Source organism: Psychromonas sp. SR45-3 (assembly GCF_014163575.1).
GTDB classification, from domain to species: Bacteria; Pseudomonadota; Gammaproteobacteria; order Enterobacterales; family Psychromonadaceae; genus Psychromonas; species Psychromonas arctica.
On record NZ_JACJDP010000026.1, the window covers coordinates 32966 to 59712 of the forward strand.

20 protein-coding genes and 1 tRNA gene are annotated in these 26747 nt (G+C 36.8%); 15 read left to right on the plus strand and 6 right to left on the minus strand.

All coding sequences use genetic code 11. The features are described 5' to 3' along the window. Positions 1 to 4: 4 nt before the first annotated feature. Both H5084_RS13595 and H5084_RS13600 read left to right on the plus strand, forming a co-directional pair. Positions 5 to 1807, plus strand: a complete 1803-nt coding sequence (locus H5084_RS13595) for a diguanylate cyclase (RefSeq protein ID WP_182690812.1) — start codon at positions 5 to 7, stop codon at positions 1805 to 1807. Beyond that, positions 1808 to 2356 carry a DUF2301 domain-containing membrane protein gene (locus H5084_RS13600; RefSeq protein ID WP_182690813.1) on the plus strand — a complete coding sequence of 183 codons (549 nt, stop codon included), beginning with the start codon at positions 1808 to 1810 and terminating at the stop codon, positions 2354 to 2356. Positions 2357 to 2490: 134 nt separating this feature from the next. Here the strand turns inward: H5084_RS13600 and H5084_RS13605 are convergent, their stop codons facing one another. Continuing rightward, positions 2491 to 2820: a hypothetical protein gene (locus H5084_RS13605; protein ID WP_028868639.1), complete on the minus strand. Its 330-nt coding sequence runs from the start codon at positions 2818 to 2820 to the stop codon at positions 2491 to 2493. An 82-nt stretch (positions 2821 to 2902) separates the two neighbouring features. Further along, positions 2903 to 3574, minus strand: coding sequence for a DNA mismatch repair endonuclease MutH (gene mutH / locus H5084_RS13610; protein ID WP_182690814.1), 672 nt, complete (start codon positions 3572 to 3574; stop codon positions 2903 to 2905). Between the two features lie 649 nt (positions 3575 to 4223). On the opposite strand from mutH, the gene rppH reads away from it, so the two are divergent. Together rppH and ptsP are read left to right on the plus strand one after the other, a co-directional pair. Next, complete coding sequence (gene rppH / locus H5084_RS13615; protein WP_028868637.1) at positions 4224 to 4757, plus strand: RNA pyrophosphohydrolase; 534 nt, start codon at positions 4224 to 4226, stop codon at positions 4755 to 4757. Positions 4758 to 4788: 31 nt separating this feature from the next. Next, positions 4789 to 7059 (plus strand): phosphoenolpyruvate--protein phosphotransferase, encoded by a 2271-nt coding sequence (gene ptsP / locus H5084_RS13620; protein ID WP_182690815.1) that lies wholly within the window; start codon positions 4789 to 4791, stop codon positions 7057 to 7059. A gap of 228 nt (positions 7060 to 7287) precedes the next feature. On the opposite strand, the gene sstT is transcribed toward ptsP, so the two are convergent. Further along, positions 7288 to 8520: a serine/threonine transporter SstT gene (gene sstT, locus H5084_RS13625; RefSeq protein WP_028868635.1), complete on the minus strand. Its 1233-nt coding sequence runs from the start codon at positions 8518 to 8520 to the stop codon at positions 7288 to 7290. A gap of 428 nt (positions 8521 to 8948) precedes the next feature. On the opposite strand from sstT, the gene lgt reads away from it, so the two are divergent. The 5 genes from lgt to H5084_RS13650 all read left to right on the plus strand — a co-directional run bounded on the left by lgt (position 8949) and on the right by H5084_RS13650 (position 14960). Beyond that, positions 8949 to 9788, plus strand: coding sequence for a prolipoprotein diacylglyceryl transferase (gene lgt / locus H5084_RS13630; RefSeq protein WP_028868634.1), 840 nt, complete (start codon positions 8949 to 8951; stop codon positions 9786 to 9788). Continuing rightward, complete coding sequence (locus H5084_RS13635) at positions 9785 to 10636, plus strand: thymidylate synthase (protein ID WP_182690816.1); 852 nt, start codon at positions 9785 to 9787, stop codon at positions 10634 to 10636. The genes lgt and H5084_RS13635 overlap by 4 nt, the downstream gene beginning before the upstream one ends. A gap of 528 nt (positions 10637 to 11164) precedes the next feature. Then, positions 11165 to 11878, plus strand: coding sequence for a FadR/GntR family transcriptional regulator (locus H5084_RS13640; protein WP_028868632.1), 714 nt, complete (start codon positions 11165 to 11167; stop codon positions 11876 to 11878). Between the two features lie 453 nt (positions 11879 to 12331). Next, positions 12332 to 14191 carry a putative nucleotidyltransferase substrate binding domain-containing protein gene (locus H5084_RS13645; protein WP_182690817.1) on the plus strand — a complete coding sequence of 620 codons (1860 nt, stop codon included), beginning with the start codon at positions 12332 to 12334 and terminating at the stop codon, positions 14189 to 14191. Positions 14192 to 14234: 43 nt separating this feature from the next. Continuing rightward, complete coding sequence (locus H5084_RS13650; RefSeq protein ID WP_182690818.1) at positions 14235 to 14960, plus strand: 3'-5' exonuclease; 726 nt, start codon at positions 14235 to 14237, stop codon at positions 14958 to 14960. Between the two features lie 163 nt (positions 14961 to 15123). On the opposite strand, the gene H5084_RS13655 is transcribed toward H5084_RS13650, so the two are convergent. After that, positions 15124 to 15864 (minus strand): oligogalacturonate-specific porin KdgM family protein, encoded by a 741-nt coding sequence (locus H5084_RS13655; RefSeq protein ID WP_028868630.1) that lies wholly within the window; start codon positions 15862 to 15864, stop codon positions 15124 to 15126. 817 nt (positions 15865 to 16681) lie between these two features. On the opposite strand from H5084_RS13655, the gene H5084_RS13660 reads away from it, so the two are divergent. Next, entirely contained in the window at positions 16682 to 18478 is a 1797-nt protein-coding gene (locus H5084_RS13660) for a sodium:solute symporter family transporter (RefSeq protein ID WP_028868629.1), read from the plus strand. Between the two features lie 1050 nt (positions 18479 to 19528). Here the strand turns inward: H5084_RS13660 and gorA are convergent. Then, complete coding sequence (gene gorA / locus H5084_RS13665) at positions 19529 to 20893, minus strand: glutathione-disulfide reductase (protein WP_182690819.1); 1365 nt, start codon at positions 20891 to 20893, stop codon at positions 19529 to 19531. A 380-nt stretch (positions 20894 to 21273) separates the two neighbouring features. Next, on the minus strand, positions 21274 to 22398 hold the full coding sequence (locus H5084_RS13670; protein ID WP_182690820.1) for a phosphoserine transaminase: 1125 nt from the start codon (positions 22396 to 22398) through the stop codon (positions 21274 to 21276). Between the two features lie 132 nt (positions 22399 to 22530). On the opposite strand from H5084_RS13670, the gene H5084_RS13675 reads away from it, so the two are divergent. From H5084_RS13675 to H5084_RS13695, 5 genes are all read left to right on the plus strand, one after another. After that, the gene (locus H5084_RS13675) at positions 22531 to 23070 is read left to right on the plus strand and encodes a sigma-70 family RNA polymerase sigma factor (RefSeq protein WP_182690821.1); all 540 of its coding nucleotides are present in this window, start codon (positions 22531 to 22533) and stop codon (positions 23068 to 23070) included. A gap of 88 nt (positions 23071 to 23158) precedes the next feature. Further along, entirely contained in the window at positions 23159 to 24139 is a 981-nt protein-coding gene (locus H5084_RS13680) for a permease (protein WP_028868625.1), read from the plus strand. A 16-nt stretch (positions 24140 to 24155) separates the two neighbouring features. After that, on the plus strand, positions 24156 to 24389 hold the full coding sequence (locus H5084_RS13685; protein WP_028868624.1) for a thioredoxin family protein: 234 nt from the start codon (positions 24156 to 24158) through the stop codon (positions 24387 to 24389). 142 nt (positions 24390 to 24531) lie between these two features. Next, a tRNA-Trp gene (locus H5084_RS13690) sits at positions 24532 to 24607 on the plus strand. Positions 24608 to 24759: 152 nt separating this feature from the next. After that, positions 24760 to 26475 carry a site-specific integrase gene (locus H5084_RS13695; RefSeq protein ID WP_182690822.1) on the plus strand — a complete coding sequence of 572 codons (1716 nt, stop codon included), beginning with the start codon at positions 24760 to 24762 and terminating at the stop codon, positions 26473 to 26475. Positions 26476 to 26747: the final 272 nt, after the last annotated feature.

The following is a 26747-nucleotide window of genomic DNA, read 5'->3' on the forward strand; positions in this document are numbered from 1 at the left end:
TTTTATGTTACGTATTTTTTTGATGATATACTCACTTTTTTTGAGTTCTGTTTCTTTAGCCCATAACTACCAACCACTGCAAGTTGCAGAAGCTAATTATCTAGCTGAGAATTTCCCATTACATATTTATATTGATCACTCTAAATCAATGACCATTGATGATATTAGTGAGCTTAATCTAGATCAAAGTAACAGTACTTCACGTATTAATATATCCGTTGAACGAGCAAATTATTGGTTTGTATTTCAGATGCATAACCAAAGCGAGCAAGCGATAGAGCGGATCGTTAAGTTTAATGAAACCTTTCTCTATCAAGCAGATATTTACTATCGAGTTAGAGATTCGAGCCTAGCTAAAAATAATAATACGCGATGGTTTCATGATCAAAGTGGTTTAGCAGTCCCTGTTGCGGAGCGCAGCATTCATAATCGGTTACCGAGCTTTAGTGTGCCATTGCAACCTGGCGAAACAAAAACAATATATGCTAAGATCAATACCGAAATTAACTTGGTGACTGTCGGGCTTGAGGTAAAGTCTCCCTATCAATATGCGCAGGATGAACAAATAGAAATTGCTGGATACTGGTTATTTTTTGGCATGTCCTTGGCTATGTTTATTTATAATTTATTCTTATTGATCTCATTAAGGGATAAATTATATTTTCATTATGTATTGTATTGCCTTACTTTTATTATTTTTGTCTTTATGTACAGTGGCTTTGATCTGTATGTTATTGAATCTGCTTCAGTGCACTATTTATATATAATTTCAATTTCCATCTCGTTTGTTTTTCTATTGCAATTTGTTCGAACATTATTACAGACCGGCAGTAATTTGCCAAAAATAGACTTTTGTTTACAGTTCTTGATGGCCTTGTTTATCCTGCAAAGTGTGGTTAGCGGTATCAACACTCATTATTATTATTTAATTATCTATATCGCCATGCCAAGCACTTTATTTCTATTATTAGTGAATATTATTGCCTACTTTAAAAAAGTACCACTCGCTAATTATGCTCTGTTTGGGTTGAGTTGGTATGCGTTAGGAGTGTTTGCTGTTGCAGGCGTAAATGCTGGGGTTTTACCCTTTAATTTCTTTACTCGTTATGGTTTTATGCTTGGATCGCTGATTGAATTAGTTGTCTTCTCATTAGCGTTAGCTTATCGAGTACATGACCTACAAGTTAATAAAAGTGCACTGTATTTGAATTTGTACAAAGCTAAATATCAATTAGAAAAAACGGTTAAATCACGTACCGCTGAGCTGATTTCGGTTAATAAATCACTACAGCAATTATCGCAGGAGGATGGTCTTACTGGATTGTTTAATCGTCGCTTCTTTGATCAAACTATTGCCAAAGAATGGATGCGCCTACAACGAGAAAAGGGTTCGCTTTGTTTAATTCTTGCTGATATCGACTTTTTCAAGCAGTTTAACGATATTTATGGACACCAACATGGCGATCACTGCCTGCGCATTACTAGTGCATTGATCAAGCAATCAACAACACGTAGTGCCGATTTAAGTGCGCGTTACGGAGGAGAAGAGTTTGTGATTCTATTACCCAATAGCAATGCTGAGGATGGCCGACAAATTGCTAATAAAATAAAACAAGCGTTAAAAGAGAGTCACATTACTCATTCTCATAACCCAGGGGGAATTATAACAATGAGTTTTGGCATTAGCGCAGTAGTACCTGATCAAAGCAGCTCAGTAGAGCGGCTTATTAAGCAGGCGGATGATGCCTTGTATCAGAGTAAAAAGAACGGTAGAAACTGTATTACTATTTATAAAGAAAGCATATAAATGGCTGACATTAAAGTTAAAGCAAAACTTACCTTGCTCGATAAAATGAGTATCATTAGCTATCGCGCTGGCATGGTCTTTTTAACGATTAGTTTATTAACTATAGCGCTGCAGCAATTGTATTACCCTGTATGGTACAAACATGGCTTAGTGTGGATGGCTTTTTCGGTGTTATTATTGGCCGCTAATCTACATATTTATGATAAAAATATTCGTTACATTCTAGTTACTAGTGCATGGTTAGGTGTGTGGTTAGTTTCTTTGAGCTTTATTAGTAGCGGACAAGTTATCACCCATTTAAGCCTAGGGGCGCTATTAATTTGTTGTGCAGGTGTGAGTTATAAAGAAAGCTTTTGCTTTTCACTAATGATAGTGAAAATCAATCCCTTGTTATTTTGTGCTTTCTACTATGGTGTGTTTTTTTCAAAACCTGTAATTGCTGCTATTTTTGCAATAGTGAGCGCACTGATCACTGCTTACATGGCCTACAAAAAGTTACGTATGCCGCTGCATTATGATCTTGGTGATCGCAGTAAATATCAACATTAAATACTGTGCTACTTTTATCCCAAAATATTAATTTTAGCTGTTACTTACTTTTAGTCTAGTTTTTAGGGGGCTGAAAAGGTAACAAAAAAGTCGCAAAAGCGACTTTTATGAATAACTGTAAAACAACAAAGGACTTATTCTGTAAGCAATATCACAGCATTCTTACCGCCATCATTCATACCATTATCAACGTAATTATCAGCACCATCAGGTAGCAATATTGATTCTTCACCCGCTTCAGAAGTCACTTTATAAATAAACTGTAAGCCTTCACGTTCTTCAGTTGAAATATTTTCAGCAACCTTGAATTTACCATTTTTAAACTTTTTCAGTTCAATGGCTTGCCATTGATTATGCTCAGACAACAAATCAATGCTTGCTGCCCCGTTTGCGATCTCTTTTGATACTTCAAAAGTCACTTTAACGATTGGTTTATTTTTTAAAAATTGTTTTTTAATGCTCATACTTGTTGCTCCCTAAAGGTATTATCCTATATTTAATTTACTTTAAACACTGTATAAATTCTAGTCATCTATTCGATGAAAGTTAATTTAGATTAAATTGATGGTTAATAATCTCTTGCGTAAACGCTTTCTTAAGGTAAAAACCACGAGGGCGGACTTTAATGAGTTGTCCTTGCTCACCGTATGCATCGGTAACGCATTGACCATTTGCTGCTTTTGGACGTAATTGTAATACTTGCCCATCTCGAGCACTAATGGTTTCTATTTGACCTAATGCTATTTTCTCCATTAGCTCGTCCCAGTCCTGCTGCATTAATTGTTCTTGTAATTTTGAGGCTGTCCATAAAAAACCGTTACCAACAATACGTTCTGAAAGAGGGATTTTTCGTTCACCTTGTACAGGAAGCCATAATACTTTGCTTAACTTATTACGTATATTACTGTTATGCCAAGTTAAGTGTGTTGTGTGTAGAATGGGGGTACTACAAACAAAAGTTGTTTCTAAAACTTTACCCTGACTGTCAATAGGGATTGTTTTTAATTCAATCCCTAAGTGTTTGAAATCTTGTTCTGGTTTACTGCCTGCCGCCGCACCCAAGTGCCATTCAATAAGTTGTCCAACCCAACCTTTATTTTTACGCAAGTTTTCAGGCACATCAATTTTAGCAATCTTTGCTAATTCTGATAATGAATAGCCCGCAATAGCTTCGCAATAGGTTAATAATTCAGCTTCTGATTGGGGTGTTGGCCTCATAGGTACTCTCTTAACCGCTTAAAAACATAGACCCATTTATTATACGTGTTTTTTTTATTTGGGGTTATTCATAGTTGTAAAATGAACTTACACAGAGTTATGCACAATTTTAGTGGATAACTGAATAGATCATAAGATCCTAAGATTTATTTTAAAAAAGAACTTAAAGTAGGCTAATAAATTGTTTTAGTGTTTATTTTTTAAACAAAAAATGCCACTCAAATTGATAATGACTATTTTTTAAACGTGTAAGATATTCACATTGGGCTGTGAATTAAAAATACTGGATCTAATGACAGGGTCAAAAGGTGGTAGTTTATCTTTAAAAGGTAACTTATTGTTTTATATTGAAAAATTTATTGGTAAAATAATTAAATAAAGATCTTGAAGTTTATGTCTTTTTCTAGATCTTTTATTAAATTTTAATTGTGCACATAGTTATGCACAGATTTAGTGGATATATTTCACAGTACACTTTACGTAAACGTGATGCAGGTAGTATCGATTAATTTTTTTAGCGTTTATCGGTTTGATGGTAAAGGGTTTCTGTGAAAGAATGCATCCATAATTATAATTTCATCCATCCCGTGTTATCGCCTATTTACTTGTGTATAAATGAAGATGGATCTTAACCTTATTAAGGTTTTTAATGATTGATGCTGATGGTTATCGTTCCAATGTAGGTATCATCATTTGTAATAAAAATGGTCAAGTTTTATGGGCTAAGCGCTTTGGTCAACATTCATGGCAGTTTCCACAGGGTGGAATTAAAGAAGGTGAAACACCTGAACAAGCTATGTATCGAGAGTTATATGAAGAAGTCGGCTTAAAACCTGAGCATGTAAAAGTAGTCGTAAGTAGCCGTCAGTGGCTACGTTATAAGTTACCTAAACGTTTAGTACGCTGGGAGTCTCCCGCGCCTATATGCATTGGCCAAAAACAACGCTGGTTTTTATTACAATTGATAACAGAAGAAGAGCAAATTGGATTTGACACTTGCGGCCATCCCGAATTTGATGACTGGCGATGGGTTACTTATTGGTACCCCGTTCGACAAGTCGTTTCATTTAAACGCGATGTATACCGAAGAGCACTCGCTGAATTTTGTCATGCAGCATTTTCATTAATGCACAAATCAGATAAAAAGAGAAATAAACGACCTCGCCGAGGTTCCTTCAAGTAATTGCTTCTTCCCTTATTAATAGGAGAGTTTTATGTTCAGCCAACTTCGTCAAATCGTAGAGCAATTCGGTGAGGCAAGTACACTTTCTGATGCTATGAACTTATTAGTAGAGCAAACCAAAAGTACAATGATCTTGGATTGTTGTTCTATTTTTATTACTAATAAAGAAACTCAAAAGCTGACATTGATGGCAAGTGAAGGTCTAGATAGCCAAGTCGTTGGTGCAACGCATTTTAATTTTAATGAAGGTATTGTTGGTCTGGTTTATCAAAAAGGTGAACCGATTAATTTAGCAAACGTTTCTGAACATCCTCAATTTAAATATCTACCATCCAGTAATGAAGAACAATTTAGTTCGTTTCTCGGCGTCCCTATTATCCATAAACGTCAAGTATTAGGTGTATTAGTTGCTCAGCAGCGATTACCGCGATTGTTTAATGAGTTAGAAGAGTCATTTTTAGTGACCTTAGCTGTCCACCTAGGTAGCGTATTAGGCGGAACTTTATTAGATTTACCCGATGAAAAGGCGCCCAAAAATCGCTCGGTGCACTTACAAGGTAGCCCAGCGAGTTCTGGTATATCAATTAATAAAGCCCATGTTTTACAGGCCCATTTATTGTTGAGTGATGTGGGTATTGAGTTAAGTGAAAAACCTGATCTGGAGATGCAATCTTTTACAAATGCAGTACAAGCTTGTGCTGATGAGTTTTCTAAAGTATCAATTACGCTTAAAGAGCAAGTATCCAAAGATGCTTTTATGCTATTTGATGTCTACGGCCATTTATTAAAAGACAAAGCATTACTAACGGCAGTTGAAGTGCAAATTAGACAACAACATTTAACTGCTAAAAGTGCCGTTAAAACTGTAGCAGAAACTTATATTCAACAGTTTGAGAGTATGAGCGATCCATACTTAAGAGAACGGGCTGTTGAGATTAGGGATGTTGGCCAGCGCTTATTATACCATCTATCAAATCGTGATGATGAAAAGCAAGACTTTACTGAAGAGATTATTCTCGTCGCTGAAGAAGTCACTATTTCGATGCTAGCAATGATCCCTCCAGATAAATTAAAAGGTATTATTTCAGTACGAGGTGGTTTGAGCTCGCATGTTGCAATCTTATCGCGAGCATTAGGGATCCCTGCTGTATTGGGGGTATCTTTAAGAGTTAAAAATTTAGCACATAAAAATATTATTATTAATGGCTATGCTGGCACTATCATTATTGAACCAGAAGCGTCATTGATTGCAGAATATCAAATACTGCTTGATGAAGAAAATGAGATGAAAGCACTGGTTGAATTAGGTGCAAATCAAGCTGCGATGACCAAAGATGGCTGTGAGATTGAAGTGCTACTGAATACAGGGCTAAACACCACACCGGACGTGTTTAAAGAACAAAACTTCTCTGGCATTGGTTTATACCGCAGCGAGCTACCTTTTATGCTCAGCAGCGCGTTTCCAACAGAACAAGAGCAAGTCAGTACATATCAACTTTTATTTGAACAATACAGAAATCTACCGGTAACCATGCGCACCTTGGATATTGGTGGCGATAAGCAACTCAGTTATTTCCCGATCACTGAAGAAAATCCATTCTTAGGTTGGCGTGGTATTCGTTTAACATTGGACCACCCTGAGATATTCCTGATTCAAATCCGTGCCATGTTACGGGCTAGTATTAATACGCAGAATTTACGTATTATGTTACCGATGGTGGGATCTGTAGGGGAAGTGGAAGAATCGAAGCGTTTAATTGAACAAGCATGGCAAGAGATTTGTTGGGAGCAACATTTAACTACTGAACAATTTCCTCTACCTGATATTGGTGTAATGATTGAAGTGCCTTCAGCTATCTTTATTATTGATCAATTGGCCCCGCTGGTGGACTTTTTATCTATTGGGACTAATGATTTAACACAATATTTATTGGCTGTAGACCGTAATAATAGTCGTGTTGCAGACCTATTTGATAGTTATCATCCTGCAGTACTACAAGCGATGCAGTTTATTTTAAAACAGAGCCAAAAAAATAATATTGAAGTGAGTATTTGTGGTGAGCTTGCCGGGGATCCGATCGGCTTATTAATGTTGTTAGGTTTGGGGTATCGAAAACTAAGTATGAATGCTTTTAATATTAATAAGGTTAAATATTTACTTAACAAAGTGACCATCCCAGAGTTAGAAGCCTGTACACAAGTTGCACTAAAGGGGCATGATGGTGCCTTTATTAAAAAAACCTTTATTGATTATTTAGATGCTAAAGGTCTAGGTGGATTTGTTCGAGCAGGTAAGAAATAAACATTTAAACCGTGATTACTATAAAAAGGGAATGAAAAGAAAATAAAAAAAACCGAACTAATTAGTTCGGTTTTTTCTTTTATAACGCATTATTCTGAACGCAATAGCCAGTAAGTATACTTCATGATATTAACTTTATTGTGTCCATTTTTGCTCTGCTAGCGTTGATGCTTCTAGCTAGTCGCGCTATGTAGCAAGTGTAAATGTAATAGCGCGACTAGGGGGAACTTATGACTGAGCAGCTAACTCTTTTGCTTCTTCTGCACGACAAGCAGCAGTAGTGAAAATAACATCTGTTGAGCTATTTAACGCAGTTTCAGCTGAATCTTGTACCACACCAATGATGAATCCTATTGCAACCACTTGCATTGCAATTTCATTTGGCACACCAAATAAACTACATGCTAATGGAATTAATAACAAAGAACCACCGGCAACACCTGATGCACCACAGGCAGAAATAGCCGCTACAACGCTTAATAAAATAGCCGTTAGGATATCAAACTCAATACCTAGCGTATGCACTGCTGCAAGTGTTAATACCGTAATAGTAATCGCAGCACCCGCCATATTAATAGTTGCACCTAATGGGATAGATACAGAGTAGGTATCTTCATGCAGTTTTAATTTGTTACATAAAGCCATATTAACCGGAATATTAGCTGCAGAACTACGTGTAAAGAATGCGGTTACACCTGATTCACGTAAACATTGAAAGACTAATGGGTAAGGGTTGGTACCTAGTTTGATATACACAATAATCGGGTTTACAACCAAAGCAATAAACAACATTGAACCGATTAATACTGCTAATAAATGCGAGTAACCAATTAACGAATCAAAACCTGTTTCAGCAAAAGTCGCAGCCACTAAACCAAAGATACCGATAGGTGCTAAGCGGATCACAAGCTGTACAATTTTAGATACGCCGTGTGCTAGGTCATGCAAAATATCTTTAGTCGATTGCTTTGCATGTCGAAGTGCTAGCCCTAAACCTATAGCCCAAGCCAAGATACCAATGAAGTTACCTTTTAATAGCGCATTCACAGGGTTATCTACTATTTTAAATAGCAGTGTATTTAATACTTCTAAAATACCATCTGGCGGTGTGGCGTTGATATCAGTGGTAATGAGTACTAGCTCTGTTGGAAAAGCGTAACTAAATAATACTGCTGTTATTGCAGCTAATAAAGTACCGACTAAATATAGGTGAATAACAGGTGTAAGATTGGTATGCGTACCTTTACTTTGGTTGGCAATGGATGAGGCAACTAAAATAAAAACAAGGATAGGAGCAACAGCTTTTAGTGCGCTAACAAAAAATCCACCAAGAAAAGAAACAGAAGTAGCACTGCTTGGTGAAACCGTTGCAAGGCAGACTCCAGCGATAATACCAATAACAATCTGTAATACTAAACTGCCATTCATCATGCGTTGGAGAAGAGTAGGGGTTGAACTCATAAATATGTCCTATTTTTATTTTAAAGGCAATTAAAGCTCAAATGTTCAATTAAAACATTAAGCTATAACCAGCGTTATTTTTATAAATATTGATTTAGGGGGATTGTAACAACTCAATTATAAGCGAAATTATTACAGATCAGAATTTGGCAAAGAAAATAGCATAATTAGTCGCAATATAGTGCTGTAATTGCTGTTTTTTAAATAATTAAGCGATAAAAGCGTTAATACGCCCAAACGGTCAAATAGTTGTAATAAAGTTGTTGAATAATTGTTGATTTTTAGGTGGGGGGGATCCAGGTTAAGGTTATCTTTTAAATTTATCTCCTGGTTATAATCAATGCCGCCATCATTCATATAAAACGACTTAAGGTAATGCCGTGATTACGTTATGATACTGCCATTAAAATCACTAACCAGAGTAAAACATGTCATCATCTCATTATGTATTACCCAATATAGACCCGATCGCTATTAGTCTTGGCCCTTTAGATATTCGCTGGTATGGCTTGATGTACCTTGTTGGATTTGCTTATGCATTTTGGATGGCGAATAGAGTTTGTGATAACTCCAAGGGTGTTTGGACGCGTGAACAAGCAAGTGACCTTTTATTTGCAGGTTTCATGGGCGTTATTCTTGGTGGTCGAATTGGTTACGTCTTCTTTTATCAATTCCCTACTTTCTTAGATAATCCATTATACCTATTTAGAATATGGGAAGGCGGCATGTCATTCCATGGTGGCGTTATCGGAGTGGTCACTGCTATTATTATTTATGCGAAACGTCAGCAACGTTCTATTTTATCGGTAGGAGATTTTATTGTTCCATTGTTACCCGTTGGTTTAGGGGCTGGGCGAATTGGTAATTTTATCAACTCTGAATTGTGGGGGCGCGTTACTGATTCTCCTTTTGGCATTATCTTCCACAACGCTGGCCCACTGCCTCGTCATCCTTCGCAATTATATGAATTCGCATTAGAAGGTGTATTACTATTAATTATCTTATTGCTGTTTATTCGTAAACCAAAACCTGCCGGTTCAGTCGCAGGCTTATTCTTATTAGGTTACGGTACATTCCGCTTTATTATTGAATTTGCCCGTGAACCAGATGCACATCTTGGCTTGTTGACACTAGGATTGAGTATGGGACAAATACTGTCTTTACCAATGATTATTATCGGTTCTGCTTTGATGGTTTATGCTTACAAAGTTAACCCGATTCAAGCCGAGAAAAATCAATCTAAAAAAAATAAAGGTAACAATCAATGAAACAGTATTTAGACTTATGCCAACGCATTATCGACCAAGGCACTTGGATTGAAAATGAACGCACGGGCAAACGCTGTTTAACCGTGATCAATGCGGATTTAGAATATGATGTAGGCAATAATCAATTCCCAATGATCACTACCCGTAAAAGCTTTTATAAATCTGCGATTGCTGAGTTTTTAGGCTATATCCGTGGTTATGATAATGCCGCAGATTTCCGTGCTTTAGGCACAAAAACCTGGGATGCAAATGCTAATTTAAATGATGCATGGTTAAATAATAAATACCGTCAAGGTGAAGATGATATGGGGAGAGTCTACGGCGTGCAAGGGCGCGCTTGGGCAAAACCCGATGGAACTACCTTAGATCAATTAAAAAAAATTGTTGATAACTTAAGAAATGGCATCGATGATCGTGCTGAGATACTTACTTTTTATAATCCCGGTGAGTTTGATATGGGGTGCCTTCGTCCATGTATGCACACGCACACTTTTTCATTGTTAGGGGATACGTTGCACCTGACTAGCTATCAGCGTTCGTGTGATGTGCCGCTTGGCCTTAATTTTAACCAAGTGCAAGTCTTTGCTTTCTTAGCATTAATGGCGCAGATCACCGGTAAAAAAGCGGGTAAGGCGTATCATAAAATTGTTAATGCACATATTTATGAAGACCAATTAAGCTTGATGCAAGAGGTACAATTAAAAAGAGAGCCATTTCCATCTCCGCAATTAAAGATTAATCCGGAAATTACATCCCTTGAAGACTTAGAAACTTGGGTAACGATGGATGACTTTGAAGTGCTTAATTACCAATGTCATGAGGCGATTAAATATCCTTTTTCTGTATAAGCATTTACGATGCTGATCCATTAATAGACGAAACAGCAAGCTTAAGCCCACTTCATTGTGGGCTTTTTATTGGTTATTTTCTCTTGGTAAAACTCAGTTAACCTATCTAACCTCAACTCTGGATAAGCAAAACCATACAATACCGTTATTTCCGTGAATTTCTACGTTGATTTATCTCGCAACCATCCATTGTTAATTCATTAAATTGTCTTGAACTTCGCAAAACTAGCGGTACTGTATAATAAGTCATATAACTTTATGAATTTAAATATAAAGACGCTTTCATTATTTAAAATTAAGGTTATTTAATGAAATGGGGGATTTATTTTTCACAGTAACGATGATATTCATGATTGCCTTTAGCGTCATTCGTTTATTTATACCTGAGTATTAGTTCACAAATACTACAAAAGATAAAAGTTATTTACCTACATAAATCACAGAAGATAAATAGCCTTAGTATTTGTGTATATGAAACTCAAGCTATTTGTATTACTATTAAGTGACTTTATTAAAGGAAGATACCTTATGCATAATGCATTTGAAGAAATCGCTGGGGGTAAACGTAGCCTACATGTGCAAGTTGCACGTGAGATCGCTCGTAAAATCCTTTCAGGAGAAGTAGCTGAAAATGAAATAATTCCAGGTGAAATGATACTATGCGGGCAGTTTAAGGTCAGCCGAACCTCGCTGCGTGAAGCAATTAAGTTGCTCACATCAAAAGGGTTGTTGGAATCAAAACCTAAGGTTGGAACGCGTGTAACAAGCCGAGAAAACTGGAATTTTTTAGACTCACAACTATTAGATTGGTTGACAGGTATTGGTGATAATAATGCTGTTTATCGAGATTTTTTATCACTGCGTAATGCATTAGAGCCCGAAGCTGCAGCCTTAGCCGCTGAAAATGCAACCGCAGAGCAGCGTATTTTATTGTCTGCAACATTTCAGCAGATGGATTATATATCTAAAAACTTTGACCTTGAACGTTGGACTGAAGCTGACATGGAATTTCATCGATTGATATTTTTGTCTACGGGAAATAGTTTTTATTTACCGCTTGCAAATGTTCTCTGCACCATGTTTAAAAGCTTCATTGCTCATTCTTCAATTAAAGGCAGCACTTGTATCGGAGAGCATCGAGCTATCTATTCTGCAATCATGGCTGGAGACGCAAACAAAGCACGTCAAGCAAATGTAGAGCTGTTAAGTAAAAGTAAGCGTCGCTTACCGAGTACTGACTAAGATACTTTCTATTGTATTATAATATTTTATTTTAGGTGCGAGATAAAGGTTAGTTTTTAGTCTTAGTGTACTGTTAACGATTACTAAACAGTGATTAGAAAAGCTATTAGAAGCCTTAGGGCCTTATAGTGGGTGCCTTGCTTAGGTAGATACTTAGATATTTAGATATTTAGATATTTAGGTGCCTATACCTCTATTCTCAAAATGAGTATGCCTGAAAACATTTAGTATGCTTGAAAAGAAGCAGAAAATAATTTAGTTAACTTTTAAAAAGACTCTCTTTCGCTGTTTCTAGTAAGCTTACCATCTGTTTATATAACATTACTTTATATAAACTTACTCAATTATATAGATTGTATCTTATACAAATCACTTGAAAATAACCTCGGAAGATTCACTGCTCTAGAGATGATTTTTGGGTTTAATCTATTGATGTCATTTAAAGGACTATTTATGCCTCAAACTTTGATCCCCAATGTTCATGACTTTATCGCTACAATTGATCCCTTTGACAAATTGCCAAAAGATTTACAGCGTAAAATAGCTTGTTGTATAAAAATAACTTATTTGGCGAAAGGTGAACAAATTCAATTTGGTGGAGACCAGGAGCTGCGTTATCTGTATGTGATCCGTACTGGCTCCATGGAACAACGTAAGCATAATGGCATGTTGAGAGCTAAATTAGGGCCTGAAGATCTGTTTGGTTTTACTTTTTTGGATAAACATAAAGAGTCTCAACAAGATTACAATGCCATTGCTATTGAAAATACCCTGCTTTATTTGGTGCCGCATTCAGACTTATTACGATTACTAGAAGAGTATCCCGACTTTGCAGAACACTTTGCTGGTAACGTTCAAGTGCGTTTGCATTCCGCACTCGATGTTGTCTGGTCAGATAGTGAGAAAGGTATTTTTGTTAAAAAAGTCTCTGAAGTCGCCAGTGATAAAATTGTAGTCGCCGACTCCAGTACACCGATCAGAAAAGTCGCTGAAGAGATCATGGCTGTGTGCTCACCAACGGCGGTGATCACTGAAAATGGTGAAATTGTTGGTTTGATAACCGACCGTGATATGACTAAACGGGTCATTGTCGTTGGATTGGATTATAACCGCCCAGTCAAAGAGATCATGACACCCAATCCGCTAACTATTGGACCAAACGACTTAGTACTTAAGGCATCATCAATCATGATGCAAAATAATGTACGCAGTTTACCCGTTGTTGAAGGGAATAAAGTACTAGGCGTGCTGACAACAACACATTTAGTCCGAAATAATAGAATACAGGCGGTATTTTTAATTGAAAAAATTAAATACGCCAATAGTGTCGCAGACCTGACAAAACTGACACCCGAGCGACAAGCTATTTTTGAAGCATTAGTGGAAGGCAAAGTTAGTGGCGATATTATTGGTCATGTTATGACCATGATCATGGATGCTTATAATCGCCGTTTATTACAAATAGCAGAAGGTCATTTTGGCAAACCTCCCTGTGAATTTGCTTGGATTGTGGCCGGCTCCCATGCGCGTAATGAAGTGCATATGTTGTCAGATCAAGATAATGCAATTATTTTGTCTGATGATGCAACGAGCGCGGATCGTATTTATTTTCAAGGTGTTGCGATGTGGGTATGTAATGCGCTAGATGCGTGTGCTTACCCCCTGTGTAGTGGTAAATTCATGGCGGTTAACCCTAAATGGTGTGTACCATTGAAGGTGTGGAAAGCCTCTTATAGTAAGTGGGTAGCTAATCCAGAGTACGAGAGTCTTTTAAATGTCACTGTTTTTTTAGAAACACGTTGGCTATATGGCAATGAAAGCTTCAACAAGGAACTTCAAGCACATTTATTTTCCAGTATTAAGTCTTCTAATGTTTTTCTATCTTCAATGGTCAGAGATTCTGTATCAGTGAGTCCACCGCTAGGTATTTTTAACTCATTAGTCTTAGAGAAAAGTGGTGAAAACTCTAAAACCTTAAATATTAAAAAGTTTGCGATTAATTTGTTGGTTGATTTAGCGCGTATTTACGGGTTGTCATCGGGGTCAGAAAAAGCAGAAACAATGGCTCGTTTTGAACATGCTTATGAACATAATTTATTAAGTGAAGACATGCTTAAAAATGTACAAGGTTCATTTCAATTCCTCACACAAGTACGTTTGTCACATCAGTTAAGTGCCTTACAAGAAGGTAAAGTACCTGATAATAATATTATTCCTGAAACCTTTGGTAGTTTTGAAAGAAAGCATTTAAAAGATGCTTTTAGGATCATTGCAGACTTGCAAGATTACACCAAGCTAAAGTTTAACAGCTAGTAAAAAGGCTTATTTTAGGTTTATTGATTAATGGAAGGAAACCATGCGTCGTATTTTACAATATTTTCATCCGCTCAATAAATTAAAGCGAGAGCGTGAGTGTTATCTCAATAAATACCAAGTACCTGGTAATATAAAAGCGCTATTATCGTCACCTTTGCCCGGTTTAGACGAAGATATTTTTTCGCTTGATTACCTCTCGGTCGATTTTGAAACCTCTGGTTTTGACCCTAAATATAACTCTTTATTGAGTGTTGGTTATTTGCCATTGGTTAATCAACAATTGTTATTGTCTGAAGCAGTAGAAACCTTAATTAATTGTGCAGAAAACATTAAGGCTGAAACTGCCGTGATCAACCATATTGTCCCTGAGATGCTTGAACAAGGTAAACCTTGGGCTGAGGTACTTGATGCATTATTAGACGAACTGGTAGGAAAAGTGCTTATCGTGCATGGTAGTGTCGTGGAAAAGCGTTTTTTAAACTACTACATTGCGCAACAGTATCAATTACCGCCATTACCCCTGTTATGGGTTGATACATTACAGATGGAGAAATCCTTACATGCTTATAAAGATAGCGCTGAGACGGAAGACTTTAGACTAGGGTCCATTCGTGCTCGGCATAATTTACCTGAATATGCAGCACATGGTGCATTGGTTGATTCTCTAGCGACAGGAGAGTTGTACTTAGTATTATTAAAAAAATGTTTTGAAGGTACGGATTCGAGCGTACGTCATATGAAATTTGATTACAGCAGAGTGTTTTAACCTTTCGCACACTTTAATTAAATAAGGTGTGATGCTTGCTCACTCACTTAACAACACGGTCGAGATAGCCGAGTAAAAATCAATAAGTTGATATTTATAATTTGCAAAAAGGCGACTCGCTTTACGTAAGCCGCCTTTTAAGGACCCAAATAATTTTATCGTTTTAGAACTTGTATTTAATACCAGCGCGGTACTTAGCTTGTCTTTTACTTGAACTTGAACCTTCATCTATAGTCCAAATCTCTGCAAATGGGCGCCAGTTGCCAAATTGGTAGCCGACTACGATACCAGCATCGTACTCCCAATCTTTATTATCAAATTGTTTAACTTTATCCCATGACTTAATGTAGTTAGCTTCGTAGCTTAACTTTAAGTTAGGTAAAGATTCAAATTTATAAGAACCCGTTAAAGTCACTTTAGATTTAGTTGGATCGTTTACCTTTAAACCTGTTTCAACGTTGGTATCCCCATCCGTAGGATCTGAATAGTTTGCAAATTCATGACGGTAACGTAACGCAGTGGTTAAACCAAAATCAGATTTATAAACAACACGAATTTGTGGTTTAAATGTCGTTTTACGATCTGTTAAAGCAATTGGCATACCTGGTTTAATTTGCCATTTGCCCATTTTGTAAGTTAAACCTAAGTCTAACTCTGTTTCCGTCAACTCTGTATTGCTCAGCGTTTTAGTTCTGTCAAAGCTGGCAAACTTCATCTCAATACCAATGTTTGCTTTTAGGTTATCAACACTCTCGATGTTGAAGCCAGTACCTAACTTTACACGACTCGCTTCTTTATTATCATGAGAACGCCACTCATGACGGAAATCGATTTGAGCAGCAGAAGCTGCACTTGATAATAAGGTTGTTGCAACAGCAAATATTAATTTATTTTGTAATTTCATTGTTATCATCCATGTTGATGTGATGTTGATGTGTTAAATTTATGTATTAGTTTTATTGCCAATAAGTCGATTGTTGTTACATTCAATTAAAGCCAAATAGGTTTTGTTACATTTTGAGCAGTAAAACTTAAATCTCTTCTTTTGTATCGATTTTTAATTGGTATTTCATAATACAAATAGGATACATAATTTTTGTCATTTTGTTCTGTGATAGGGCTCTTATTTTTATGGTTAAATTATTTTCTGTACTGCCGTTAAAATTAAAGCTCTTTTCTATCAGTGTCTTGCATCTGTTTTGTTTGTTTTTAATGAAAAGTATTAGTATTTATAGAGAGCTGGATAACACTTTTAAATTTTAATTTGTGTTACTTTTTATTGGTGTGTTGTTTTTGTATTCTTTCTGTGGCAAAGCCTTTTTATTGTTAATTATATTATTCTAACTACATCATTTCTTCTTTTTTTACTCATATGACGCAAACTATCCAAATTTGTTTTTTAGCCTTTTATATTTAAATTTCATTAGCATAAAGTGAATGAAAATTAGTTTTAATATCATTTAGTTTCTGTTAGTTGTTGTTTTTTAAAGTTATTTTATATTTTACTTTGAAGTAATTACATCAGTTATTTTAAATTTTCCCTTTGTTACTGAATTTTGTTCATTTATGAAGAAGCTGCGTGAATTTGATCTAGGTTAGGTTATTTGTAAACAGTCATCATTAAATATGATTCCAATCACATACTTCTACTATTGTAATACAAATAAGCGTAGCTCTGTTATATGGTCTACATAATCTTATTAACTCTAAAGGACATCAATATGGATTTTAATTTATTAGTAGTAGGAGTTTATTTCCTATTTCTCATTGCCATTGGCTGGATGTTTAGAACATTTACAACCAATACAAGTGATTACTTTCGTGGGGGCGGTAACATGCTCTGGTGGATGGTAGGTTCAACTGCCTTCATGACACAATTTAGTGCTTGGACATTTACTGGCGCAGCCGGTAAGGCATATAACGATGGTTTTACCGTAGCGATTATCTTCATGGCTAACGCATTCGGTTACTTTATGAATTTCGCCTATTTTGCTCCTAAATTCCGCCAACTACGTGTTGTAACGGTAATCCAAGCAGTTCGCCAACGTTTTGGTAGTAAAAATGAGCAAGTGTTTACTTGGACGAGCATGCCAACCAGTGTTATTAATGCTGGTATTTGGTTAAATGCACTCGCTATCATTGCTTCTGGTCTATTTAACGTTGATATTGAATATACTATATGGGCTACAGGACTTGTTGTATTAGCGATGTCTGTAACAGGTGGTTCATGGGCGGTTATCGCATCTGACTTTATGCAGATGGTTATCATCATGTCAGTAACTATTACTTGTGCGATTATTGCGCTTAATCTTGGTGGTGGTATTTCAAATATCATTGATGGTTTTGAACAAACACGTGAAGTAACCTTCCTTGTTGGTACACAGATTAACTACTTAAGTATCTTTGCTATATGGTCATTCTTTATTTTTGTTAAGCAATTCAGTATTACTAATAACATGCTTAACTCATACCGTTACCTTGCAGCAAAAGATTCAAAAAATGCTCGTAAAGCAGCACTATTAGCTTGTGTATTAATGACAATGGGCCCATTAATTTGGTTCCTACCAAGTTGGTTCCTTGCATCTACTGGTGTTGACTTATCAGCTATATACCCTGACGCAGGTAAAAAAGCAGCTGATTATGCTTACCTATACTTTGTTGATGAGTACATGCCTGCTGGTATGGTTGGTTTACTTATCTCTGCGATGTTTGCGGCGACAATGTCTTCAATGGATTCAGGTCTAAATCGTAACTCAGGTATCTTTGTTAAAAACTTCTACCAAGTTGTTGTTCGTCCTAAAGCAACTGAGAAAGAGTTAGTAACTTGTTCTAAAATCACCTCAACGGCGTTTGGTTTAATTATCATTGGTGTTGCATTATTCATCAACTCACTTAAAGGTTTGAGCTTATTTGATACAATGATGTATGTAGGTGCCTTGATCAGTTTCCCTATGACAGTACCTACGTTCCTAGGTTTCTTCATTCGTAAAACACCGGATTGGGCTGCTTGGGCAACATTAGCTGTTGGTGCTTGTGTATCTTATTACGTTGGTTTAGTTATCTCTGCAGAAGATATTCAAAATTGGTTCAATCTAGATACTGCTTTAACTGGTCGTGAATGGAAAGATCTTAAAGTTGCTCTTGGTCTAATCGGTCATATTGTTGTTACTGGTGGTTTCTTCATCTCTACGATGGCGTTCTACAAACCTTTAGCAGAGCATCGTGAAAAAGATATTGATACATTCTTTACTAACTTAGCAACACCTTTACATAATACGTCTAGTGCTCAAGCTCACCTTGATAACAAACAACGTACAATGTTAGGTAAATTAATTGCGATTGCTGGTATTGGTATTATGGGGATGTTCTTCTTGCCAAATACATTTAGCGAAAGTTTAATCTTTGTTTTATGTGGTGGTATCGTGTTCGCTATAGGTCTACTACTAGTGAAAGCTGTTAGTGTTGTTAATGAAGATGATGATGACGATAATAACGATAAATTGCCTGAATTGAGCTAATTTCATCCACATATAACTTTAATCTTATTTTCTAATATAAAGCGGTTAGTTTATCTAACCGCTTTTTTTTGCGTTAAATAAACGTTGCTTTAACTTCAGTTTTACATCCGCTATCACCTGAAATAACTCGTTTTCTGCCCTTTCACTCAGCTCTCATGGCTTTATTTATATCGATCTCCATCAAGATACAAAAATTATTTAATATCAATTATATTAAATAAGTATTCTAAATTTTGCGCTGGAAAAATGACTTAGTTTAATGCGTAGGTTGAGGTAAATGGCTATTCCCTTTATGAAACTTACAACGAAGAAATAAGTTATTTTAACAAGCGAAATAGATCAGTTCATTAGTGTGATTGGTATCGCCCTTAAGTGAGTAGGTTCAATAAACATAAAGATCTAACGGATTAAATTGCTGCTTTATTATCCTTTTATAATAGGAATAAGGATGTGTGCATCACGGCTTGTTCTGTGGAGCACTAACTCTTATTTTAAATATAGGATGACGTTGTAATATTCGATAAGCACTAAATAAGCACTGAGAATTAGGTATTTAAATAAAATACTTGTTTTACATTTTTAGATGAAAAGTTAATACAGCCAATCGTCGAAAGGGCATCATGCCACATCATATGGTGTCCGAGTTGATGATTGAATCATACATATTGATTCGTAACCAGTATATAAGTTATGGGAGGACTAAAGGTCTAATAATCTTTATAAAAATGTATGCAGCAGATTATGGATTTGCTAAGTATCAGCATCTTGAATGCTTTGATATAATCGAGAGCAGGGGATGAAACCCGTTACTTATAATCTATGTGTAACTAGCTCAATAACAGGTTGTTCATTTCAATATAATGAATATATTTCAGTCTAAAGTAAGTGATTTGTTATGTGAATCGAGGATTAAATACGGATTATCTAATAATAAAAAGTGGACTGGAATGAAAATAAAACGGTATCGATTAAAATAAAATTGTATAGATACCGTTTTAATTTATAAGTTTTTTAACTCATGTCTATGAAGTGTAACCATAAACTGTGTGTTTAACGCATAGTAACAAACTCTTCCGAGCCTGTTGGGTGTATCGCAACGACACTATCAAAATCTGCTTTAGTCGCGCCCATCTTCATTGCAACAGAGAAGCCTTGGATCATTTCATCAACCGCAAAACCGATACCGTGTAAGCCAACAACAACTTCATTTTCTCCCGCGCAAACTAGTTTCATTTTACAAGGTTGACGATGTTGAGTGACTGCTGTGTACATGGCAGTAAAGCCTGACTGGTAAACTTTCACGTTTTTCTGGCCATATTGTTCAATCGCTTGTTGCTCGGTTAGTCCAATAGTACCAATCGGTGGATGACTAAATACCACGGTTGGAATTAAATCATAATCCATTTTTGCTTCAGGTTTGTTGTTAAATAAACGCTCTGATAATTGGCGGCCTGCTTTTACTGCAACAGGTGTTAACTCAACACCACCTTCCATGATATCTCCGACACAATAAATGCCAGGAATATTAGTTTCTTGGTATTGGTCAACTTTAATGTATCCGGATGCATTCGTTGCAACGCCAGTTGCTGCAAGATTAAGCTTATCAGTAGCAGGGTGGCGACCAATCGCCCAAATTAACGTATCTACATTGTGGCTTTGACCATTTTCTAGTTCAAGTGTCAGGCTACCATCTGCTTCTTTGGTGATCTGTTTTGGCGTAGAATGAGTATGTAATGTAGGTCCTTCAGCAGCCATTACTTCAACTAAGGTATCAACGATAAGTGGATCAAAACTGCGTAATGGTGATTCTTTACGTACAAACAGGTGAGTTTCTGTGCCTAATGCACTTAATACGCCTGCTATTTCAACGGCAATGTAACCTGCACCCACAACAGCTACGCGTTTAGGTTGTTCGGTAATATCAAAAAAACCATTAGAATCAATACCTAGCTCAGCACCTGGTACATTAGGAATAGAAGGGCGGCCGCCAGTTGCAATAGTAATGTGTTTTGCAGTGATTTTTTTACCATTGACTTCAACGGTATTTTTATCAACGAAAGTAGCAAAGCCTTTAATGACTTCTACTTTATTGTTACCTAATACACGATCATAGGACTCATGGATTCGACCAATATAAGCTTGACGATTTTCAACCATTTTAGCCCAATTAAAGCCTTTTACATCAAGGTCAAAGCCATAATCCGCAGAGTACAGGTTAATGGCTTCGGCTACTTGTGCTCCATGCCACATGACTTTTTTCGGTACACAACCAACATTGACACAAGTGCCACCTAAATCTTTGGCTTCAATGATTGCTACTTTTGCACCATACATTGAAGCACGATTAGCTGAAGCGATACCGCCACTGCCGCCGCCGATACAGATGTAATCAAAATCGAATTGTTTGTTGCTCATGGAGTACCTCATTAATTGTTCAGGAGTAATAGGTTAGGTAGTAATACTTATTTAATTACCTTTTTATGAATAGTAAGTTACAGCATTGCAGCAAAAAACTATACCGCTTGTATTGAATTTTGTGTTTTATTAAAGCAAATTTTTGTCTGTTAAATTTGTATTGCTAGTGTTGATGGCAAATTACTTTTGATTTAACAAGAAAAATAGCCACGAAGCGCTGCCCTTTATGAAGGGCTCGAAGAAAGACTATCGTTAAAAAAATAATTTTATGACTTTCATTTTTAGCTTCTTGCCCCTTCGTACCTTCGTGGTTAAATTACTTTTACCTCAATTTTTTCGTTCTTTATAGCTTGCTTATTACATTGCTTATAATTTAAAAATTAAACTTCAGTAATCGTTTGATAAGCCCATGTAAGCCAAGGCATTAAAGCTTCTAAATCACTTTGCTCAACGGTGCTACCACACCAGATACGTAATCCACTTGGGGCATCTTTATAAGCACCAATATCAAAAGCGACTTCTTGGTCCGCAAGTAACTTAATAAACTGTTTTAACTGCTTATCAGATAAATCGACTGAGAAGCAGACGCTAGTATTAGAACGAATACTCTCTTTTTCTGCTAAAAAATGGATCCATTTATGGTTGGCTACAAATTCACTTAATATGGCTAAATTTGCTTGGGATTTTTTAATGCAAGCATCAACACCACCGATCGACTTAACCCAGTTCAAAGCATCTTGATAATCTGCTACACATAACATTGATGGAGTATTGATGGTTGCGCCTGTGAAGATCCCATCAATTAACTTTCCACCTGTAGTCAGTCTAAATATCTTAGGTAATGGCCAGTTCGGAGTATAACTTTCTAAACGTTCAACAGCACGAGGGCTTAAAATGATTACACCGTGAGCTCCTTCACCACCTAATACTTTTTGCCAACTAAAGGTTGTTACATCTAATTTTTCCCACGGCATATCCATGGCAAATACAGCAGAAGTCGCGTCACAGATAGTTAAACCTTCTCGTGTATCGCTAATAAAGTCAGCATTATCAACCTTGACGCCTGAAGTGGTGCCGTTCCAAGTAAAGATGCAATCATTTTCAGGTTTGACTTGGCTTAAATCGGGCAGCTGTCCGTAACCTGCTTTAATTTCATTTACGTTTTCTAGCTTTAGTTGTTTAGTGATATCTGCATACCAGCCTTGTCCAAAAGACTCCCAGTAACAAATATCCACAGCTCGAGGACCTAGCATCGACCACATGACCATTTCCATTGCACCAGTGTCTGATGCTGGCACAATCCCTACACGGTAGCCTGCTGGTAAGTTTAATAGCTCGGCAGTATCGGTGAGCACTTGCTGTAACGCTTTTTTACCTATATCGGAGCGATGTGAGCGACCTAGTGTTGACTGGTTTAGTTTCCCTAGGTCATATCCTGGTCTTTTGGCGCAAGGCCCTGAAGAGAAGTTAGGAGTGACGGGCTTTATCAGTGGTCTGGTGCTCATGTCGTTAGGTCCTTTTAAAGAAAATATCTTGAAGGCTGTAAAAAGTAATGTTATTTGATGAAGCTGTACAGTATTATTTTCGTTAATGTCTATTTAATGACAACTGAAGTGAGATGATAAAGGTAGGTGCTTATGCACTGTTTGATGAAGGCTTGGCACGATAACGAATATGCAATAAAAAGTTGGCTGATAAAGCAAACAGGTAACCAAGATCAAGCCCAAGATCTATTGCAGGACATCTTCATCAAAGCGCTGCAACACAAACAAGTGTTTTGTCGTATTGAAGATGCAAAAAGTTGGCTGTTCAAAATCGCACATAACTGTTTTATAGACAGTTATAGAAAATCTAAATTACGCATAACTGTACCTGAGTTAGAGGTTGAAGATAAAACTCAAGGAGATTCACAAGATAATGCAACGCTTATGACTGACCTTCAACACTGCATGACTCGTGTTATTTTAGAGTTAGATGAAGATGATCAAGAGATTATTGAGCTGTGCGATATACAGGGAATGAAACAAACTAAGTATGCACAATTAAAACAGCTCTCCTTAACCGCCACTAAATCAAGAATTCAACGCGCACGGAAAAGATTACGGCGACGAATGGTGAGTGCTTGCCAAGTCAAATTCGAACATAACAAAGTATGTAGTTTTACCCTTAGAAAATAACCAACCTAAAAATAATTTAAAAAATCTGCATCTTTTTCGATGACTAAACGTGTTAAGAGTATAAACACAAAATAGTTGGAGAAAGCCAATGTTAGTCTGGTTCACTTATCTTGCAAATTACATTACCTATGACCTTTTAGGTCTTGTTAAAGAGACACCGTTAGCGAATGGGTTACATTTTTTTATAGAAGATACGAGTAAAATATTAGTACTTTTATTGGTATTGATTTATTTTATTGCCATCATAAGAGCAGCACTTAATCCTGAAAAAGTAAGATATTACTTGCAAGGAAAGCATCGTTTTATTGGTTATTTACTCGGTTCATTTTTTGGCTCAGTCACCCCATTCTGTTCCTGTAGTTCTATTCCTCTTTTTATGGGGTTCGTCTCGGCCCGTATTCCTCTTGGCGTTACGATTGCCTTTCTGCTCACTTCACCGCTAATCAACGAAGTTGTGGTGGTCATGCTAGGTTCATTGCTAGGATTAAAATTTACTATTATTTATATTGCTATTGGTATTTCGTTAGGAATTTTTGCGGGCTTTTTAATCGATGTTATCAAAGCTGAACGTTGGTTAGTACCATTCTTGGCAAAGCAATACCAGTCGGAACAACAGGTAAACCCCGTTCAATATACTGCTCATAAAATGAGTCTATTAGCGCGCCATCAGTTTGCTAAGGAAGAAACGCTAAATATCTTCAAGCGTGTTTGGAAGTGGGTGATTATTGGCGTCGCCATTGGCGCGTTGATTCATGGCGTTATTCCCGCGCAATGGTTCAGTGACCATTTAGGTGCTAAACAGTGGTGGTCGGTTCCACTTGCCACTGTACTTGCGATCCCTATGTACATTAATGCGACAGCGATAGTGCCAGTGTTAGAAAGTTTGTTATTAAAAGGGGTGCCATTAGGTACAACATTAGCATTTTGTATGAGCGCAGTCGCGGTCAGTTTACCAGAATTCATGATGCTGAAACAGGTCATGAGCAAACGGCTTTTATTTATCATTGCAGCATATTTGTTAGTCGCATTGAGTTTATTAGGTTGGTTATTTAACGCTATTAATCTTTAAAATAAAGGAGATAAAAATGAAAAATATTAATGTATATGGTTCTGGTTGCAAAAACTGTATTGCAACTGCGGAGGTATTAGAAAAAACAGCGACAGCGATAGGTGTTGCGATTAAAGTAGAAAAAGTGACAGATTTACAAGCTATTATGGAAGCGGGAGTGCTTACTACACCAGCTATTTCCATTGATGGTAAGTTAGTACATTCTGGCTCTGTCCCTGATCAGAAAATGGCGACAGCTTTTTTGAGTTAAGTTAATAGCAACGCTGTTATACTGATTGATGACTTTAATTGTTAAATATTATAATTATTGATTGTTTTACAATCAGTCGGTTGATATCCATAAAAAATTGCTTTACTTTGAAATTTGCTTAGGTATTATCCGTTTCGTCTGCAGGGGTGTAGTTCCAACGGCAGAACGACGGATTCCAAATCCGTATGTTGGGAGTTCGAATCTCTCCACCCCTGCCACATTTTAAAGCCTCGACTTATGTCGGGGCTTTTTCATTTCTAAATCAGCAACATGCCGTGTAGTATAGCTTTATCGGCAAACTTACCCCTACTTTTTGTATCAGCCAAATCAACTTACTGGTACAAAAAGGTGGTACAAATTGGTGTTGAAAATGTCCTCTCCTGTAAAAAACTCCCATGGCATGTGGTTAACACGGTTAACTGTCCCTGCTGAACTGCGTTCAGTTCTTAACAAAAGAGAATTGAAGCGATCGTTAAGAACTAAAAGCGAACGTGAAGCACGATTGCAACATCCAATCGTGCTTGCTGAGTTTCAAGCTGAACTCGAACGTGCTCGCAGAACTCTTGAAAGTGAATCTCTGCTAACTGATGCTGTGATCAAAAGTATTATCTTTGAGTGGCGCAAGTCCGTTGCCACCAGCTTTGCTGGTAGTGCTAACGCTGTAAATCCTTATTTAAACCGTTATGCAGGCTTGATAGAAGAAAACAATGCCCCTGTTCTCATGGTATTAGATGACTTTAGTTCCTTGGATATGCACATTAAAAAATCCCAAAAAGATGGCGTGGCATTGAAACCTGAAATTATTAAAAAAAAGCATGATAAATATTTCAAGCAACTTAATGTTTTGCTCTCAAATGAACTGACTCCATACCTAGCTTCATTTCAAATAACACCAATCATCGAAGGTAACAATTATCGCAAGTTATTACGCGAGTTTGCTGTTGCGTACGTAGAGCTAACTCAAAGCGCGTTAAAGCGTGAAATAAGCAACTTAGATCTCGTTAAACAAGGAGTTGAATTGATTGATACTCCCTCTGAGGTTGATGTGCAGGGCTTCACAGTTGAAGATTTATGGGAAGAGTATAAAGCTACATTGACTTCCAGAGAGCCTGATAGAGCAGAGGCAAGGATTCGCACTTATTCTGCTCCTATGAATAAATTTTTAACTACCTATTCAGGGCGAACCGTTACTAGTATTAAAAAGCGAGATGTTGCTAAGTTCCGCTTATTACTGGAAAAGTTACCTGTTAAGCCTAATGCAAAAATAAAAGCCTTACCCTTAGCTAAGCAAATAGAAAAAGCTGATGAAGAAAAGTTACCAAGAACATCTGCAACAAGTGTGAGAAACCAAATTAATGCAATATCTGCGGTGTTTACCTATGGTGTTTCACAAGATTATATTGATATAAATCCAGTAATAGGGACTGTATCAGACATTAAAACGAGTAAATCAATCAAGGGAGATAAGGGATTCAATAAGGGGCAAATAACTACTATTTTTAGTTCTAAGCTGTTTCATGATAATTATGGGCCTGTAAAAGCTGATTATGGAAGGGCGCATTATTGGATACCTATTTTGCTGTATTACACTGGGGCTAGAGTTGAAGAGATAGCCCAATTGCATCTCTCTGATATAAAATTAACCCATGAAGTACCTCATTTAGTGATTACCAATGAACAAGATGATCAATCTTTAAAAAATGATGGTTCGGTAAGGGCTGTCCCGTTGCATAACCATGTAATTGAGCTTGGTTTTGCAGATTACGTCGGTGATTTACCTTCATCGGGAAGGTTGTTTCCCAAGCTGACTAAAACTGGGACTGATAAAAAATACAATACACGTGTTCGTGTTTGGTTTAGCAAATATCTGCGTGATGACCTAGGTGTTAATCATAAAGGGATGAAACCCATGCACGGCTTTAGGCACACATTTATTACGATGTGTCGTGAACTCAATGTTAGAAATGATGTGCAAAATACTATTCTTGGACATTCTCAATCAGATGTTTCTGGGCAGTATGGTTCATTTTCTTTAAAGGTAAAGAATGAGTTAGTTCAATCGATACCAAAGTGTTTTACTGATTAGAGTATGCTGGTGGTGTCAATAGCATCGACCCAGTGGAAAAAAGTTGCCAAAACGATAAAACCCACCCTAAAGACATGCTTCGGGGTGGTTTTTTTGTTTCTCACATGGGTATAGTTCAAAAAGAGACAAACAATATAAGTCATTTTAAAGGTAAGCGTCTAGCGAACCACACCTACTTTTTAACATTCCATGGTAACAAGCTATCGATATCGGGTTCTGGTTTGCACAGTTCATCAAGGCAAGCATTGACGTAATCAAATGGGATCAGACCA

Bases quoted from the DNA above. Each gene is read 5' to 3' on its own strand.
- mutH (WP_182690814.1), bottom strand. From the start codon at position 3,574: ATGAGGCCAACACCCCAATCAGAAGCTGAATTATTAACCTATTGCGAA.
- H5084_RS13635 (WP_182690816.1), top strand. From the start codon at position 9,785: ATGAAACAGTATTTAGACTTATGCCAACGCATTATCGACCAAGGCACT.
- H5084_RS13605 (WP_028868639.1), bottom strand. From the start codon at position 2,820: ATGAGCATTAAAAAACAATTTTTAAAAAATAAACCAATCGTTAAAGTG.
- H5084_RS13670 (WP_182690820.1), bottom strand. From the start codon at position 22,398: ATGAGCACCAGACCACTGATAAAGCCCGTCACTCCTAACTTCTCTTCA.
- ptsP (WP_182690815.1), top strand. From the start codon at position 4,789: ATGTTCAGCCAACTTCGTCAAATCGTAGAGCAATTCGGTGAGGCAAGT.
- H5084_RS13655 (WP_028868630.1), bottom strand. From the start codon at position 15,864: ATGAAATTACAAAATAAATTAATATTTGCTGTTGCAACAACCTTATTA.
- sstT (WP_028868635.1), bottom strand. From the start codon at position 8,520: ATGAGTTCAACCCCTACTCTTCTCCAACGCATGATGAATGGCAGTTTA.
- H5084_RS13595 (WP_182690812.1), top strand. From the start codon at position 5: ATGTTACGTATTTTTTTGATGATATACTCACTTTTTTTGAGTTCTGTT.
- gorA (WP_182690819.1), bottom strand. From the start codon at position 20,893: ATGAGCAACAAACAATTCGATTTTGATTACATCTGTATCGGCGGCGGC.
- H5084_RS13660 (WP_028868629.1), top strand. From the start codon at position 16,682: ATGGATTTTAATTTATTAGTAGTAGGAGTTTATTTCCTATTTCTCATT.
- H5084_RS13645 (WP_182690817.1), top strand. From the start codon at position 12,332: ATGCCTCAAACTTTGATCCCCAATGTTCATGACTTTATCGCTACAATT.
- H5084_RS13675 (WP_182690821.1), top strand. From the start codon at position 22,531: ATGCACTGTTTGATGAAGGCTTGGCACGATAACGAATATGCAATAAAA.
- H5084_RS13600 (WP_182690813.1), top strand. From the start codon at position 1,808: ATGGCTGACATTAAAGTTAAAGCAAAACTTACCTTGCTCGATAAAATG.
- lgt (WP_028868634.1), top strand. From the start codon at position 8,949: ATGTCATCATCTCATTATGTATTACCCAATATAGACCCGATCGCTATT.
- H5084_RS13640 (WP_028868632.1), top strand. From the start codon at position 11,165: ATGCATAATGCATTTGAAGAAATCGCTGGGGGTAAACGTAGCCTACAT.
- H5084_RS13685 (WP_028868624.1), top strand. From the start codon at position 24,156: ATGAAAAATATTAATGTATATGGTTCTGGTTGCAAAAACTGTATTGCA.
- H5084_RS13680 (WP_028868625.1), top strand. From the start codon at position 23,159: ATGTTAGTCTGGTTCACTTATCTTGCAAATTACATTACCTATGACCTT.
- H5084_RS13695 (WP_182690822.1), top strand. From the start codon at position 24,760: ATGTCCTCTCCTGTAAAAAACTCCCATGGCATGTGGTTAACACGGTTA.
- rppH (WP_028868637.1), top strand. From the start codon at position 4,224: ATGATTGATGCTGATGGTTATCGTTCCAATGTAGGTATCATCATTTGT.
- H5084_RS13650 (WP_182690818.1), top strand. From the start codon at position 14,235: ATGCGTCGTATTTTACAATATTTTCATCCGCTCAATAAATTAAAGCGA.